This is a genomic window from Flavobacterium sp. (assembly GCF_043756175.1).
In the GTDB taxonomy this organism is placed as follows: domain Bacteria; phylum Bacteroidota; class Bacteroidia; order Flavobacteriales; family Flavobacteriaceae; genus Flavobacterium.
The window spans coordinates 13005-28063 of sequence record NZ_JAYURN010000144.1 but is presented as its reverse complement, the minus strand read 5'-3'; the positions used below and the strand labels follow the sequence as shown (position 1 = coordinate 28063).

The following is a 15059-nucleotide window of genomic DNA, read 5'->3' as shown; positions in this document are numbered from 1 at the left end:
ATGACAAGAGAACTCTAACATTGCGCTCATTAAGTAACTTACAAGTCTTTAATTATCCTAATATTGTGTATGTTGAAGATCCAATATCGAAAACACTTAAAGCGAATATTTATTTGACTTCAAAAACAAAATTTCATTTTGATGCCAATGCCGATTTTACGAGATCTAACATTCAAATTTTTGGTATAACGGGAGGCTCAGCCGTTTCTATACGTAATCTTTTTAGAGGTGCAGAAACATTACAAATAGGATTTCATGGTAATATTGGTTCCTCAAATGACCCAACAATTGCAGAAAACAGATTTTTTAATATCTCAGAAGTTGGAGCTGATTTGAGATTAACTTTTCCTAGAATATTTCTGCCCTTCAATACGGATAAAATCATTTCTAAAAGCATGATACCGTCCAGTAATATTAGTATTGGATTTGCAAAACAAACAAATATTGGTTTAGATAAAGAGAATCTAACCGCTGCCATAAATTATAATTGGACACCAAAGAAAAACACAACAGCAAAGTTCGATTTAGTAAACATTCAGTATGTAAAAAACGTTAATATTGACAATTATTTTAATGTATACAGTTCCACCTATAATCGATTAAATAGCTTAGCAAAAATATACAACAATAACGATATTGATCTTACTAAAGAAGATGGTGGTGCTGATAATTTTATCAATAGTGTATTAACCAATCAATACCCTTTATTAACTCCAACTACAGACGATTATAAATCGATAAAAAGCATCAAAGAAAGAAAAGACCGACTTACTGAAAACAATTTAATTTTTGCAGCAAATTATAGTTATTCGAAAGATTCGAAATCTGATTTTTTTGATAAAGAATTTTATAGCTTTAGAGGGAAATTAGAAAGCGCTGGAAACTTGCTTTCAGTAACTTCTAAACTTTTTAAAGAGCCTAAAAACGATGACGGAACTAGAAATGTTTTCGGATTACAATATTCGCAGTATATAAAAGGAGAATTCGATTATGTCAAAAATTGGGATTTAACAAACGGGAAGACAATAGCTGTTCGAAGCTTTTTTGGAATAGCTATCCCATATGGTAATTCCGAATCGATTCCTTTCGCAAGAAGTTATTTTGCTGGAGGATCTAACGACAATAGAGCGTGGCAATCTTATAGTTTAGGTCCAGGAAGTTCTGGAGGCCTAAACGATTTTAACGAAGCCAATATGAAAATTGCGTTAAATGCAGAGTTTAGATCCAAATTATTTGGAAATTTAAATGGTGCTCTTTTTGCCGACTGTGGTAACATTTGGAATGTTTTAGACAATGAAACCGATGAAACTAAAGTTTTTTCTGGAATTTCTTCACTAAAAAGCTTAGCCTTGGGAACAGGATTCGGATTTAGATATGATTTCAAATTCTTTTTAGCACGACTAGACTTTGGTTTCAAAACCTATAATCCCGCAAAACCAGAAACTCAAAGATGGTTTAAAGAATTAAATTTGAGTAAAACTGTACTAAATATTGGTATAAACTATCCGTTCTAAAAGTAAATTTGTAATTTTGTAAATCTTAAAAAACTAAAAAAATGGCGCATAATATAAAATCAGGCGTAGCTACAGGAGATCAGGTTCAAGAAATTTTTAATTATGCCAAACAAAAAGGTTTTGCATTACCTGCTGTAAATGTAGTAGGTTCAGACACTGTAAATTGCGTTTTAGAAACCGCAGCAAAACTAAACGCTCCTGTAATCATTCAGTTTTCTAATGGAGGAGCACAATTTAATGCGGGTAAAGGATTGTCTAATGCAAATGAAAAATCAGCAATCGCAGGCGGAATAGCAGGCGCAAAACACATACATACATTAGCAGAAGCTTATGGCGCAACCGTGATTCTTCATACTGACCATTGTGCGAAAAAACTATTGCCTTGGATAGATGGTTTGCTTGATGCTTCCGAAAAACATTTTGCTGAAACTGGAAAACCATTATATTCTTCGCACATGATAGATTTGTCTGAAGAACCAATCGAAGAAAATATCGAAATTTGTAAAGCCTATTTAACTCGAATGAGTAAAATAGGAATGACTTTAGAAATCGAATTGGGAATTACAGGTGGTGAAGAAGATGGTGTAGATAACTCAGACGTAGATAGCTCGAAATTATACACACAACCTGAAGAAGTAGCATATGCTTACGAAGAATTACTAAAAATATCTCCTCGTTTTACTATCGCTGCCGCTTTTGGAAATGTACATGGTGTTTACAAACCAGGAAATGTAAAATTGACACCAAAAATTTTGAAAAATTCTCAGGATTATGTGCAAAACAAATTCAATACAGGTATAAATCCTGTTGATTTTGTTTTCCATGGTGGTTCAGGATCTACATTGGAAGAAATTAGAGAAGCCATTTCTTATGGTGTTGTAAAAATGAATATTGATACCGATTTACAATTCGCTTTTACCGAAGGAATTCGCGATTATATGGTGAAAAATATCGATTATCTAAAAACCCAAATAGGTAGCCCAGATGGACCAGAATCTCCAAACAAAAAACACTACGATCCAAGAAAATGGCTTCGTGAGGGAGAAATAACTTTCAATACAAGATTAGAACAGGCTTTTGCCGATTTGAATAACGTAAATACATTATAATTAACAATTGATAATTGACAATCTATAATTATTAATTGTCCATTATCCATTATCCATTAAACATATGAGTTGGTTTAAAAGAAAAGAAAAAGGAATTACTACAGCTACCGAAGATAAAATGGATGTCCCAAAAGGACTTTGGTACAAATCACCTACAGGAAAAATTGTTGATGCCGATGAGCTTGCAAGAAACCTTTGGGTAAGTCCAGAAGACGATTTTCATGTTCGAATAGGAAGCGCCGAATATTTTCAGATATTGTTTGACGAAAACGAATTTACTGAACTAGATGCAAATATGACCTCTAAAGATCCTCTAGGATTTGTAGATACAAAAAAATATGCGGACCGTTTGGTAGATGTCATGCATAAAACAAAGTTAAAAGATGCTGTTCGTACTGCCGTAGGGAAATCGAAAGGGCGTGACTTAGTGGTTTGTTGTATGGATTTTGCCTTTATTGGTGGCTCTATGGGAGCTGTTGTAGGAGAAAAAATCGCGAGAGGAATAAACCATTCTATCAAAAATAACATCCCATTTGTGATGATTTCCAAATCAGGTGGCGCTCGTATGATGGAAGCTGCTTATTCATTAATGCAATTAGCAAAAACCTCAGCAAAACTAGCGCAACTTGCCGAAGCAAAAATCCCGTACATCTCGTTATGTACCGATCCAACAACTGGAGGAACAACCGCTTCTTATGCCATGTTAGGCGATGTAAACATTTCTGAGCCAGGTGCACTTATTGGTTTTGCCGGCCCTCGTGTAGTAAAAGACACAACTGGAAAAGATTTGCCAGAAGGTTTTCAAACTGCCGAATTTGTCTTAGAACATGGTTTCTTAGATTTTATTACACCAAGAAAAGAACTAAAAGACAAAATAAATTTATACTTAGATTTAATTTTGAATAACGAAGTTAGATAAAACCAAAAAAACCTGTTTCAATTGAAACAGGTTTTTTTATGTGCTTACTTCTCGCTTTCTATCCAAGCATTAATTTTCTTCTCTAGTAAAGCCAACGGCATCACGCCAGACTCTAGCACTTTCTGGTGAAAAACTTTAATATCAAACTTTTCTTTTAGTTCCATTTGTGCTTTTTTACGCAACTCTATAATTTTAAGTTGTCCGATTTTATATGACAAGGCTTGCCCCGGAATTGCCATATAGCGCTCAATTTCTGAGGTGATACTTGCTTCGCTTTCCGCTTCATTTTCCAAAGAATATTTAATCGCTTGCTCACGCGTCCATCCTTTACTATGCAAACCAGTATCTACAACCAAACGAATCGCTCTATGCATTTCATTACCTAACATCCCAAAATATTGATAAGGGTCATTATACAATCCTAATTCTTTTCCTAAACTCTCAGTATACAATGCCCAACCTTCTCCGTAAGCACCAAACCAATTGAATCTTCTGAAATCTGGCAATTCCTTATTTTCTTGTTGCAGTGAAACTTGGAAATGATGACCAGGAATCGCTTCGTGTAAAAATAAATCTTCATCACCATAATAATTATACGTACTTACATCTGAAATTGGAACGTAAAAAATACCCGGACGTGTTCCGTCTACAGTTCCTTGAACGTATTCTGCGCTAGCTGTTTTTTCTCTAAAAGCTTCTGTTCTTCTTATTTCAAATGCAGTTTTCGGTTGAAGCGAAAACAATTTATCTACATTGGGTTTAATTCTTTTATAAATCGATTCAAAATTCGCTATGACTTCTTCCGGTTTTTTAAATGGCATCAATTCCTTACGATTGCGGACATGATCAAAAAATTCTACGATGGTTCCTTTAAAACCAACTTTTTCTTTTACTTTTTCCATTTCAGCTTTCAAACGCGCAACTTCTTTCAACCCTAATTCGTGTATTTCTTCAGGTTTCATATTGGTTGTTGTCCATTGTTTTGCATAAATCGCATATAATGATGCTCCGTTAGGCAAACTTCCAATTCCGCTTGTATTTCTTGATGCTGGAAGATATTCTGTTTTAAGAAACATTGCCATTGCTTTATATTTTGGCATCAATTTTTCTGAAATAATTTTCGAATAATCATTTTTCAATGCTGTTTTTACTTCATCAGAAAAACTAACTGGCATTATTTTTATCGATGAATAAAATAAATTGTCTTCTACATTTGGTGTAATCTGTTCTTGAAATTGCGGAATTACTTTCTCGGTCAATGCTTTAGGTAATACCATTCCTTTTTTAATTCCTTTTTTCATGTAAACCATAGCAGAATCTAGCCAAATACTATAAGTATCCATTCTTTTTAAGAAATTACGATAATCTTTTTCGGTTTTAAAAGGTTGTGCAGCTGTACCGCTAGCAAATTGTGACATGGTTAGATGTGTTCCCCAAAACTGATGAATAGGCATCAAATTTCCTTCTTGCTTCAACAAATCTTTTCCAACTGAAGTTTCCCATTTGATAATTTCGTAACTAATTTTTTCTTCATCAGATAATTTCTCAGAATCAATTTCTAATAATTCTTTTTCATATTTATCGTAAAAATTATTTTGCTTTTTTATATAACCATCAGTCATTTCTAACTGCAACTGATCGTTATAATCATTAAACCCATTTAAAGTTGCATCAAGAGGACTTAATTCATTTTTTCCTTTGAAATAATTCTCCGTGATGGTTTTAAAATCTTGCACTTTTTTATCGGATTTACAACTAATAAAAAACAACGTTGTCATTAATATTGAAAATAATAAGAATGGTTTTTTCATAATAAATATATTTTTTGAATGTAAAGCTACTAAAATTGAAATAATTTAAAATAAAAACACATTAAACTTATCATTATTTTAAGTTTAATGTGTTCAAAAATAGATTGTTATTTTAAAAATTTATCCGTGATAAACTCTAGATGAAATTATTTTCCCGTTTCTAACTTCTAGCACTTCTGCCACAAGCAAATCTTCTTCGTTTGAGACTTGACGAATATATTCCATAAAAACCCTGTCAGAATTTGCCGTGAGAGATTTTACTTTATAATGCAAACTTGGCAACCTATCAAAAGCGTCTTGCCACCATACTCTCATGGCTTCTTTGCCAACTACCAAACCTTTGGTTTCTGGTTGATGTATTTTTAATTTTGGACTAAAATGTTCTGCTTCGTCATCATAAAGCGCTAATAATTTTTCAAGTTCTTTACTGTTGAAGGTTTCGAACCAACGAAATGCTATAGATTGTAATTGCTCTGGTGTCATATATTTGTTTTAAACACAAAATCCGCGAAGGTTTTCTCAAAGTCACTAAGATTTTACTCTTTTGTGTACCTTACAAAAACCTTTGCAGACTATATGCTTATTTATTATGTGTTTTTTAAATTGATAATTTCTTGTTCAGTCAAGAAACGCCAATTTCCTCTTGGTAAATTCTTTTTAGTTAATCCTGCAAAAGAAACTCTGTCTATACGAAGGACATCATATTTGAAGCTTTCAAAAATAGCACGAACAACTTTTACGTTTGACGTTTTTAGTTTTAATCCAATTTCACTTTTAGCTTCGTTTTCGATATAGCTTACGTCTTCTACAAAAACACGGTGACCATCAATAACCAATCCTTTGTTTATTTTTTCTAAATCTTCAAATTTTAAGTTTTTATCTAGCGAAACTTGGTATATTTTTGATGATTTTTGGCTTGGCAAACTAAATTTACGAATCATATCCGTATCATTTGTAAATAATAACAAACCAGTTGTGTTTTTGTCCATTCTTCCTACTGCAGCAATTTTTGAATTGGTAGAACCTCTTACAAGTTCTAAAACGTTACGATTTTCCTGACCTTCGTCGAAAGCTGTAGTAAAGTTTTTAGGTTTGTTTAGTAATATGTATTCTTTCTTTTCTGGTGTAAGTACCGATCCGTCGAAGTTTACGACATCACCTGGTTTTACCATATAACCCATTTCGATAACAGGAATTCCGTTTACTTTTACGTTACCTGATTGTATGTAAATATCGGCATCACGACGCGAACACGCTCCTGAATTAGAAATGTATTTATTCAAACGTATTTCGTCTTTCACCTTTGGTCTTTTAGGTGCTTGATTTGGCTTTTTCTCTATTTTATTTGGGTCGACTGCTTCAACTTTTGTTGTAGGTTTTACTTTTTTTGGACCTTGGGCACGCTTTGCCATCGCTGGTTTTGGCTTGTTAGAACTTGGACGAGTACTGTTTGGTCTCGCGCCACTTCCTTTTTTATTGCCTCCTGAATTATTCATAACTTTGTATTTACTTCTTCTCTTGAGTCTTATGACCACAAGTTTGCAAAGATAGTGTTTCTTTATTTGATAATGAAATTAGGAAATGTATAGTTTGTTTTTTAGCCCTGATAGTAGTAAAAATCCTTTTGTTTTTTCCTTTAAAAAATAAAAGATTGCAACGGATAGCAGGATTGGCTCCTAAAAAATTATAATTTCAGTAATGCTTTTCCGTTTATTAATACCGAAGGATTTATCAGAACAATGCAAAAAACGCCTGCAACGATAAGGATTTTTAGTACTACATGAAGTTGTACATAATCGGGTTGTGTTTGGGATTTCCAGAGTTTGAGTAGAAAGAAAATCAAAATCATTAAACTGATATAAAAATATAAATCCATATAACCTACGTCATATTTTTCGATTAAAATATAAACCGGAATGACAGTCGAAATAGTTAAAATAGTGATGATTTGTTTGGAAATTCGCTCTCCGAAACGAACGGGAATGGTTTGGTAATTATTTGCGATATCTCCTTTTATATTTTCTAAATCCTTGATCATTTCTCTAATAAATATGAGTAAAAACAAAAACATGGCGTGTGCAAAAATAACATGATAGAAATTTTTGAAATATAATAAAATACCGAAAAATGGCAAAACTGCAAGTAATGAAGCCGTAAGATTTCCAACAATTGGATATTTTTTTAGTTTGTGTGAATAAAACCAAATTAAGAAAATATAAGTCGCAAAAAACAGGGCCGCTCGAAAAGAAATGAATAGTGCAAGGGCTGTTACAAGGAAATTTAACACAAAATAAACTTGCAATTTTGTCGTCTGACTAACCAATCGATCTAACCTAGTTTTATTGGGTCTATTGATTAGATCTTTTTCGGAATCGTAAAAATTATTAATGATATAACCTGATGCAATAGTTAATGTAGATGCAAAAACGAGAATAAACAAACGCCAATCCAAAATAACATCGAGTGCTCTTTTTTCGGGTGAAAGGATAAATATTGACGATAAATATTGTGCTAAAACAATGATTGGAATATTATAACCACGCACCACAGAAAACAAACTGAAGATTTTGATTAAGAATAATTTTGATTTGCGTTTTAGCATTTATTAAGCCGAAAGTTGTAAAGTTTATAAAGTAATTAAAACTGATAAACTACTTCCAATTTATAATCTTTTAGAGACTTTTTTGCTTTTTCTAAATCTTGGGTAAATCCTAAAATATAACCGCCACCACCAGAACCACAAAGTTTTAAATAGTAATCATTTGAATCGATACCACGTTGCCAAAGTCCGTGAAACTGCTCTGGAATCATGGGTTTGAAATTGTTTAAAACTACCTTAGACAGTTTCTTTGTGTTTGCAAATAATGATTTGATGTCACCACCCAAGAAATTTTCTACACAAGCATCGGTGTGTTTTATAAACTGTGATTTTAGCATTTTTCGGAAGCCTTCTTCTTTTAAGCTTTCCATAAAAATGTTAACCATTGGCGCAGTTTCTCCAACAATTCCTGAATCTAACAAGAAAACAGCTCCTTTTCCGTCTAGGCTTTGCGTAGGAATTCCTGTCGCTTCGATATTGTCTTTAGAATTGATTAGAATTGGAATACTCAAATAACTATTTAAAGGATCTAGTCCCGAACTTTTTCCGTGGAAAAAATTCTCCATTTGAGAGAAAATATTTTTAAGCGTTAATAATTTTTCACGCGTCAAATTCTCTAAAACTGTGATTTTATCATTAGCATATTTGTCATAAATTGCCGCAACTAAAGCACCACTACTTCCTACTCCGTATCCTTGTGGAATACTAGAATCAAAGTACATTCCGTTTGCGATATCGCTATTTAAACTTTCTATATTGAAGGTTACTAATTGTGGCTGTTCTTCTTGTAAAGTAGCTAAATGAGAAGCTAATTTTTTTAAATTCTCATTAGACTTTATCGCTTCAACAGAAGGATTTTCGTCAGATTTCAATGCTCCATTATAAAAATTATAAGGGATAGACAATCCTTTTGAATCACGAATAATTCCGTACTCTCCAAAAAGTAATATTTTTGAGTAAAATAATGGTCCTTTCATAAATTAATTGATAATTGACAATGAATAATTGATAATTATTTGTTTTTTGACGTATTAATGATACTTGTTAGTATTTTCAATATTTCAACAATTTTATTTTTTATATTTTGAAATTCAGTTTCTGATAAATATTTTGTTTCAAATAACAAATCTAACCAATATTCTGTTTCATTTGCTTCTTTTAATGAAATTGATAATTTATGAATAAAATCGGCCTTACTTTGAGCGTGTTCAGCTTCTCTAATATTTGCACCTATCGATGTTCCTGAACGAAGTATTTGTTTTGATAAAACAAACTCTTTCTTCTCAACTAAAACTTTATAAAGATAAACGATTTCTACTGCAAATTCGAAAGATTTTTCTTTAATCACATTTCTCTTCTCTATACTCATTATCAATTGTTAATTATCCATTATCAATCGACTACCAAATCCAATTTCGTCACAAATATACTGACCATTTTGACAATAGCCAACTAATTCGTCCTTAATAAATTGCAAAATTATCTCTTTATTATTTTCAGGATACAAAACATGAACATTAGCTCCAGCATCTAATGTGAAACAAACTGGGATATTGTTTTCGCTTCTAAATTTCCAGATTTTATTAATAATTTCTAAAGTATTGGGTTTCATCAGAATAAAATAAGGCATCGAAGTCATCATCATAGCGTGTAAAGTCAAGGCTTCGCTTTCTACAATTTTGATAAATTCGTCAAGATTTCCGTTTTCTAAAACCGTTTTAATTTTAGCTAAATTTTCGTGTGCTTGCTCGAATCTCCTTGCTGCATAAGGATGATTGTGCATCAAATCATGCCCAACGGTGCTAGAAACTTGCTTTTCACCTTTATCTACTAATAAAATTGTATCTTGATAGTTTTTAAAATTATCATGAATTGTTGATGGAAATTCAATTCCAAATAAATTCGAACTTCCAGTAATTGTATGGTTTTCTCCCCATACCACAACACTTCCTTTTACGCTCCTACAGGCGCTTCCTGAACCTAATCGAGCTAGAAAAGAGGCTTTCTGGTAAAAATATTCTTCGGTAATTGAAGGGCTTAAAACTCTTTCTAAACTCATAATAGTCATTGCCAAAGCTGCCATTCCTGATGCAGAAGAGGCTATTCCAGAACTATGCGGAAAAGTATTTTGAGTATCAATCGTAAAATGATAATCTTTTAGAAATGGGCAATAAGATTCAATTCGTTCGAAAAATTTTTGAATTTTGGGTTTGAACTCTTCTTTTGGTTTACCTTCAAATAACAAATCGAATGAAAAATTATTATTGTTTTCTTTTTTGATAAAAGAAAATTTGGTAATTGTTTTACAATAATTCAACGTAAAACTTATAGACGGGTTCGCCGGAATCTGGTTATCTTTCTTTCCCCAATATTTTACCAAAGCAATATTACTGGGTGAACTCGACTCGAAACTTCCATTTTCTATAGTAATAAGTTGATTATTTATCACAAAATCTTTTTCGGAAATCATATTTTAAAAATTTTTACAAAGATACTTTTTTTGCTAATTCTTTGTTTTTTAAAATAGATTATTATTTATTTGTTAAAAATAACTCATCATTCATTTTGAAAAAAGCTAATTTAACCAAAATCATCATCTCCGTATCCGTTTGTGTCCTTATCGGATTTTTGTCAAGTTTTGCGACACGGTCTTCTGTAAATACTTGGTTTCTTACTCTTGAAAAACCTTTTTTTAATCCCCCTAGTTGGGTTTTCGCTCCCGTTTGGACAATCTTATATATCATGATGGGATATAGTTTTGCTATAGTTTGGAGTAATGATAGTAAAAGTAGAAGGAGTAAAGAAATCATTAGAAAAGCGATGGTGCTTTTCGGAATTCAATTAGGTCTAAATTCGCTCTGGTCAATTTTATTCTTCGGATTATGCAATCCGTTTTTAGCTTTAGTAGAAATTTTACTGCTTTGGCTAATGATTTTTGAAACCATAAAAGCTTTTAGTAAAATAGATGATTTCGCATCAAAACTACTTCTACCCTATTTGGCTTGGGTTAGTTTTGCTACTATTTTAAATGGAAGTATTTGGTTTATGAATTCTTAATTTTCAGATACTGAATTCGCCACAATAAAACCGCTTGTCCAAGCATTTTGAAAATTAAATCCTCCAGTAATCGCATCAATATTTACTATTTCGCCCGCAAAATAAAGACTTGGTAAGACTTTACTTTCCATAGTTTTAAAATTTATTTCTTTTAAATCGATTCCGCCAGCTGTCACAAATTCTTCCTTAAAAGTGCTTTTTCCATTCACTTGAAATTCAGCATTCGTGAGTTGATTGGTCAAATTTGTGAGTTGATTTTTTGTTAAATCTGCCCATTTTCCTTCAATGTCAATTTGAGAAGCTAATACAACACTTTCCCATAATCGATTAGGAATATCAAACGGTGATTTTTTAGAAACTGCTTTCTTTGAATGTTCGAGTTTTAATTCTCTTAAAATTGTTGCAGTATCTTCGAATGTTTTATCGTTTAACCAATTAACTACAATAGCAAACTGATATTTTTTGTCGGCCAATTCTCTAGCTCCCCAAGCTGAAAGTCTTAAAATTCCTGGCCCAGACATTCCCCAATGCGTAATGAGCAAAGGACCAGAAGCTTCAAGCTTTGAGTTTTTGACTTTTACAGAAGCCAATGCTGAAAGTCCCATTAAATCTTTAATTCTACTATCTTTAATATTAAAAGTAAACAAAGACGGAACAGGCTCGACAACTGAATGTCCTAAGTTTTGAAGCATTTCCCAAATTTTAGGATTACTTCCTGTAGTCATTATTATTTTTTTGCAAGCAAATGTTTCGTGATTGGTTTCTACTTTCCAAAAAGCATCACTTTTGAAAATAGACTGCACACTTTGACCAGTTAACACATCTATTCCCAACTTTTTTGTAGCTGTTAGAAAACAATCTATAATGGTTTGTGAGGAATTAGAAACAGGAAACATGCGTCCATCGTCTTCAATTTTGAGTTCGACTCCGTGTTTTTCGAACCAATCGATAGTATCTCCCGAGCAAAACTGATGAAATGGTCCACGAAGTTCTTTTTCGCCACGAGGATAAAATTTGACCAAATCATTTGGCACAAAACAAGCGTGCGTTACATTGCAACGACCACCACCAGAAATTCTGACTTTAGTTAAAACTTCTTGTCCTCGCTCTAGAATTGCTACTTTGGTTTTCGGATTGTTTTCGACAATATTGATGGCTGCAAAAAATCCTGCAGCACCACCGCCAATTATAATTATATCGTATTTTGAATTCATTATATTTTATCTGGGAAATCGGAAATTATACCATCAACAAGCAATGATTTGACAAAGGTAATATCTTCTGGGGAATTTACTGTCCAAGTATGAATTTGAAATCCTTCGTTATGCATCAATTTTACATTTTCTGGATTTAGTAATTTAAAATATGGATTGACACTAAATGCTTTAACTTCTTTTGCAAAAGTCAAGGCGATTTCGATAGAATCTTCAGATAAAACACCTATTTTAATTTTCTTATTTTTTTGTGAAACAATTTCTAGATTAGCCCAAAGAAAACTAGAAATCATGAAATTTTCGTAATCCCAATTGTTTTCAGAAACATACTTTTCTATTAAATCAATTACTTTTTCGGCTGAATCATTACTTTTTAATTCGATATTCACGAAAAAGTTATGATTCATCAAATCTAAAACTTCGGTTAATGTCGGAATTCCGAATTGCTTTAATTCTACGGAAGTGAAATCTTTCACAAAACCGTTTCCATTTGTAGTCCTATCGATAGTTTCGTCATGAATAACCATAATCTCTCCATTGGAACTTAAATGCACATCGAGTTCGATTCCGTCAACGATTAAATCTATTGCTTTTTGGAATGAAGCCAAAGTATTTTCGGCTACATATCCTTTTGCGCCGCGATGTCCTATTTTTATCATAAAATTATTCTACAATTAGGATTTTATATTCCCAAGGATTAAAATTTAATTTCTGATTCTTTGTGAACTCTATTTTTTCACCTGACATATAATCGGTAAAAAATCCCTCGATTGGAATTGTAAATGATTTGTTTGATTTTGATAGATTACCAATAAAAATAACTTTTTTGTCTTTTTTTACTCTTTCGAAAGCAAGAACATCAACATCATTAGAAGTTAACAAACGATTGTAGGAAGCTGGATTTTTTCCGCCGTTTAAAGCTTCATTTTCTGTTTTTAGTTTACCTAATTTCTCATATACAGCCATCATTTTCCCAACCGTATGAGGAATCGTGTCTTTTTCGTATAATGGTAATCTTTTATTCGAATCATATTCTTGTCCGTTATAAATTAACGGCATTCCCGGCATCACATAAGTAAGCGCAGCAAAGGTTTCGGCAGCATTCCCTAATCTTTCGTATTCGGTTCCGTTCCAAAAATTCTCGTCATGATTGGATGTGAAATTCATATTAATATCATCTTTTTGATACAATGAATCATTCTTTTTGATAAGATTATCAAAATCTTTTGCGGTTTTTTCTCCTTTTACAATTTCATTAAAAATGTAATGAGATTCCCAACCATATTGCATGTCGAAAGCGTTTGCCATCAACTTAGGTTTTTGAGCTTGCATTAACATGAAAACAGGTTTGATTTTATTTAATACAGTTCTTGTACTTTCCCAAAAATATGTTGGAATTTCGGCAGCTAAATCACAACGAAAACCATCAATATTATAAGTTGTAAGCCAATATTTCATTTCATCGAGCATTGCTTTGCGAAGATTTGGGTTATTATAATCTAACTCAGCAACGTCATTATTGTCTTGCGATATCTTTATATTACCTTCTTTATCGTGCGCATAATATTCCGCATGTTGCATAACCCAAGCATGATCAAAAGCGGTGCGATTGGCAACCCAATCTATAATGACATAAATACCGTTTTTGTGGGCTGTTTTTATGAGTTTTTGCAAATCAGCTTTAGTTCCAAAATCAGAATTTATACTTCTGTAATCTTTGACTGAATAAGGATTTCCGAGATATTTCTTCTTTTCTATCGAATCAGCAATTTCATCAACACCAGAATTAATTGTTGCTTTTCGGTTTTTGATACCAATTTCGTGAATTGGCATAAGCCAAAGGATTTTTACACCTAATTTTTTAAGTTTTGAAATGTCTTTAGTAAAGGCATTAAAAGTTCCTTCAGGCGAATATTGTCGAATGTTTGCTTCATAAATAACAGCATTTTCTTCTATTTTTGGTGATATTGATGCAATTTCTAATTTTTTTTCTGCTGTGATTTTTGGCTCTTCTTTTTTACAATTGATGAAAAAAGAAAAAAGGAATACTATTACAACTAATTTTTTCATGCTTAACTTATTTTGTCTTTTGAATAAAAACGTCAAAAATACAATTTAATCATAATAAAATTTGAATATCTTAAAAACAAAAATGGTCACGACATACGTGACCATTTTATAATTTTAAATATGATGATTAGTTTCCTTGCTCATCATCGATATAGGTTTTGTTTCCGTTTTTATTAATGTAGTATCTTCCGCCACGAGGTCCAGTAAAAACTTTCTTTCCGTTATACTCTCCAGTTACTTTGTCTGTTGTATTAGGATTTGCTTTTTCGGTTGAAACTCTTTCTTTTTTAGCAACAGTTTTTGTTGCTTTTACCCTAGTTTCAGATGTTTTTGTTTTAACTTCTTTTGCAGGTTTAACTGCTTTTTCTTCGGCAGATACTTTAGTAGTTTTAGTTTTTGACTTGTTAGACTCAGCTTTAGTTTTAGTTATCGCTTTATTAGATTCGCCTTTCACTTTTGCATCAGCTTTATTGGCTTCTGTTTTGGTTTTAGCTTTTACTGAAGTTTCTTTTTTTGCTTTAGCATCTTCAGCTTTTTTTACTTTTGCAGCTTCTTTTTTTGCATCCGCTTTTTCTTTTGTTGCAGCTTTTTTATCTTCTGCTTTTTCTTTTTTAAGAGCTTCTTTTTTAGCGTCAGCTTTTTCTTTAGCTTTCCTTACTTTTTCAGTTTTGGCTTTTTGAGCCGCTGTTTCTGTTTCTTGAGCAAAAAAGCTATTTGAGAAAACAAAAACCATACATAACAATAAGATTTTTTTCATGATTTGATT

The 15059-nt window shown here is 32.2% G+C and carries 15 protein-coding genes and 1 pseudogene; 4 read left to right on the top strand and 12 right to left on the bottom strand.

The window, feature by feature from the left end:
* The 3 genes from ACH2BP_RS11270 to accD all read left to right on the top strand — a co-directional run.
* Positions 1-1514 (top strand): BamA/TamA family outer membrane protein (locus tag ACH2BP_RS11270; protein WP_395059940.1); only part of this gene is annotated, 1514 nt, incomplete at its 5' end.
* Between the two features lie 41 nt (positions 1515-1555).
* Positions 1556-2623, top strand: a complete 1068-nt coding sequence (gene fbaA, locus ACH2BP_RS11265) for a class II fructose-bisphosphate aldolase (protein WP_395059938.1) — start codon at positions 1556-1558, stop codon at positions 2621-2623.
* Between the two features lie 64 nt (positions 2624-2687).
* Complete coding sequence (gene accD / locus ACH2BP_RS11260) at positions 2688-3542, top strand: acetyl-CoA carboxylase, carboxyltransferase subunit beta (RefSeq protein ID WP_395059936.1); 855 nt, start codon at positions 2688-2690, stop codon at positions 3540-3542.
* A 44-nt stretch (positions 3543-3586) separates the two neighbouring features.
* Here the strand turns inward: accD and ACH2BP_RS11255 are convergent, their stop codons facing one another.
* From ACH2BP_RS11255 to ACH2BP_RS11220, 8 genes are all read right to left on the bottom strand, one after another.
* The gene (locus ACH2BP_RS11255; RefSeq protein WP_395059934.1) at positions 3587-5353 is read right to left on the bottom strand and encodes a DUF885 domain-containing protein; all 1767 of its coding nucleotides are present in this window, start codon (positions 5351-5353) and stop codon (positions 3587-3589) included.
* A 120-nt stretch (positions 5354-5473) separates the two neighbouring features.
* Positions 5474-5836 (bottom strand): nuclear transport factor 2 family protein, encoded by a 363-nt coding sequence (locus tag ACH2BP_RS11250; RefSeq protein ID WP_395059932.1) that lies wholly within the window; start codon positions 5834-5836, stop codon positions 5474-5476.
* A 104-nt stretch (positions 5837-5940) separates the two neighbouring features.
* Positions 5941-6849, bottom strand: coding sequence for a pseudouridine synthase (locus ACH2BP_RS11245; RefSeq protein WP_395059930.1), 909 nt, complete (start codon positions 6847-6849; stop codon positions 5941-5943).
* 188 nt (positions 6850-7037) lie between these two features.
* Positions 7038-7955 carry a geranylgeranylglycerol-phosphate geranylgeranyltransferase gene (locus ACH2BP_RS11240; RefSeq protein ID WP_395059928.1) on the bottom strand — a complete coding sequence of 306 codons (918 nt, stop codon included), beginning with the start codon at positions 7953-7955 and terminating at the stop codon, positions 7038-7040.
* Positions 7956-7990: 35 nt separating this feature from the next.
* Positions 7991-8929, bottom strand: a complete 939-nt coding sequence (locus ACH2BP_RS11235; protein ID WP_395059926.1) for a mevalonate kinase — start codon at positions 8927-8929, stop codon at positions 7991-7993.
* A 35-nt stretch (positions 8930-8964) separates the two neighbouring features.
* Positions 8965-9321, bottom strand: coding sequence for a four helix bundle protein (locus tag ACH2BP_RS11230; RefSeq protein ID WP_395059924.1), 357 nt, complete (start codon positions 9319-9321; stop codon positions 8965-8967).
* Positions 9322-9330: 9 nt separating this feature from the next.
* On the bottom strand, positions 9331-10422 hold the full coding sequence (locus ACH2BP_RS11225) for a diphosphomevalonate/mevalonate 3,5-bisphosphate decarboxylase family protein (RefSeq protein WP_395059923.1): 1092 nt from the start codon (positions 10420-10422) through the stop codon (positions 9331-9333).
* A gap of 61 nt (positions 10423-10483) precedes the next feature.
* The gene (locus ACH2BP_RS11220) at positions 10484-10696 is read right to left on the bottom strand and encodes a hypothetical protein (protein ID WP_395059921.1); all 213 of its coding nucleotides are present in this window, start codon (positions 10694-10696) and stop codon (positions 10484-10486) included.
* Between ACH2BP_RS11220 and ACH2BP_RS11215 the strand changes: the two are divergent.
* Positions 10614-11009: pseudogene (locus ACH2BP_RS11215) on the top strand (TspO/MBR family protein); the annotation flags it as partial. The gene ACH2BP_RS11220 and the pseudogene ACH2BP_RS11215 sit on opposite strands and share 83 nt — an antisense overlap.
* On the opposite strand, the gene ACH2BP_RS11210 reads toward ACH2BP_RS11215, so the two are convergent.
* From ACH2BP_RS11210 to ACH2BP_RS11195, 4 genes are all read right to left on the bottom strand, one after another.
* On the bottom strand, positions 11006-12223 hold the full coding sequence (locus ACH2BP_RS11210; RefSeq protein ID WP_395059919.1) for an NAD(P)/FAD-dependent oxidoreductase: 1218 nt from the start codon (positions 12221-12223) through the stop codon (positions 11006-11008). The pseudogene ACH2BP_RS11215 and the gene ACH2BP_RS11210 sit on opposite strands and share 4 nt — an antisense overlap.
* Positions 12223-12882 (bottom strand): glycerophosphodiester phosphodiesterase, encoded by a 660-nt coding sequence (locus tag ACH2BP_RS11205; protein WP_395059917.1) that lies wholly within the window; start codon positions 12880-12882, stop codon positions 12223-12225. Before ACH2BP_RS11205 ends, ACH2BP_RS11210 begins: the two co-directional genes overlap by 1 nt.
* A gap of 4 nt (positions 12883-12886) precedes the next feature.
* Positions 12887-14293 carry an alpha-amylase family glycosyl hydrolase gene (locus ACH2BP_RS11200; protein ID WP_395059915.1) on the bottom strand — a complete coding sequence of 469 codons (1407 nt, stop codon included), beginning with the start codon at positions 14291-14293 and terminating at the stop codon, positions 12887-12889.
* 127 nt (positions 14294-14420) lie between these two features.
* Complete coding sequence (locus tag ACH2BP_RS11195; protein ID WP_395059913.1) at positions 14421-15050, bottom strand: hypothetical protein; 630 nt, start codon at positions 15048-15050, stop codon at positions 14421-14423.
* Positions 15051-15059: the final 9 nt, after the last annotated feature.

Coding starts and splice junctions, on each gene's coding strand:
- ACH2BP_RS11200 (WP_395059915.1), bottom strand. CDS start 14,293: ATGAAAAAATTAGTTGTAATAGTATTCCTTTTTTCTTTTTTCATCAAT.
- accD (WP_395059936.1), top strand. CDS start 2,688: ATGAGTTGGTTTAAAAGAAAAGAAAAAGGAATTACTACAGCTACCGAA.
- ACH2BP_RS11230 (WP_395059924.1), bottom strand. CDS start 9,321: ATGAGTATAGAGAAGAGAAATGTGATTAAAGAAAAATCTTTCGAATTT.
- ACH2BP_RS11225 (WP_395059923.1), bottom strand. CDS start 10,422: ATGATTTCCGAAAAAGATTTTGTGATAAATAATCAACTTATTACTATA.
- fbaA (WP_395059938.1), top strand. CDS start 1,556: ATGGCGCATAATATAAAATCAGGCGTAGCTACAGGAGATCAGGTTCAA.
- ACH2BP_RS11250 (WP_395059932.1), bottom strand. CDS start 5,836: ATGACACCAGAGCAATTACAATCTATAGCATTTCGTTGGTTCGAAACC.
- ACH2BP_RS11240 (WP_395059928.1), bottom strand. CDS start 7,955: ATGCTAAAACGCAAATCAAAATTATTCTTAATCAAAATCTTCAGTTTG.
- ACH2BP_RS11205 (WP_395059917.1), bottom strand. CDS start 12,882: ATGATAAAAATAGGACATCGCGGCGCAAAAGGATATGTAGCCGAAAAT.
- ACH2BP_RS11235 (WP_395059926.1), bottom strand. CDS start 8,929: ATGAAAGGACCATTATTTTACTCAAAAATATTACTTTTTGGAGAGTAC.
- ACH2BP_RS11255 (WP_395059934.1), bottom strand. CDS start 5,353: ATGAAAAAACCATTCTTATTATTTTCAATATTAATGACAACGTTGTTT.
- ACH2BP_RS11195 (WP_395059913.1), bottom strand. CDS start 15,050: ATGAAAAAAATCTTATTGTTATGTATGGTTTTTGTTTTCTCAAATAGC.
- ACH2BP_RS11245 (WP_395059930.1), bottom strand. CDS start 6,849: ATGAATAATTCAGGAGGCAATAAAAAAGGAAGTGGCGCGAGACCAAAC.
- ACH2BP_RS11210 (WP_395059919.1), bottom strand. CDS start 12,223: ATGAATTCAAAATACGATATAATTATAATTGGCGGTGGTGCTGCAGGA.
- ACH2BP_RS11220 (WP_395059921.1), bottom strand. CDS start 10,696: ATGATATATAAGATTGTCCAAACGGGAGCGAAAACCCAACTAGGGGGA.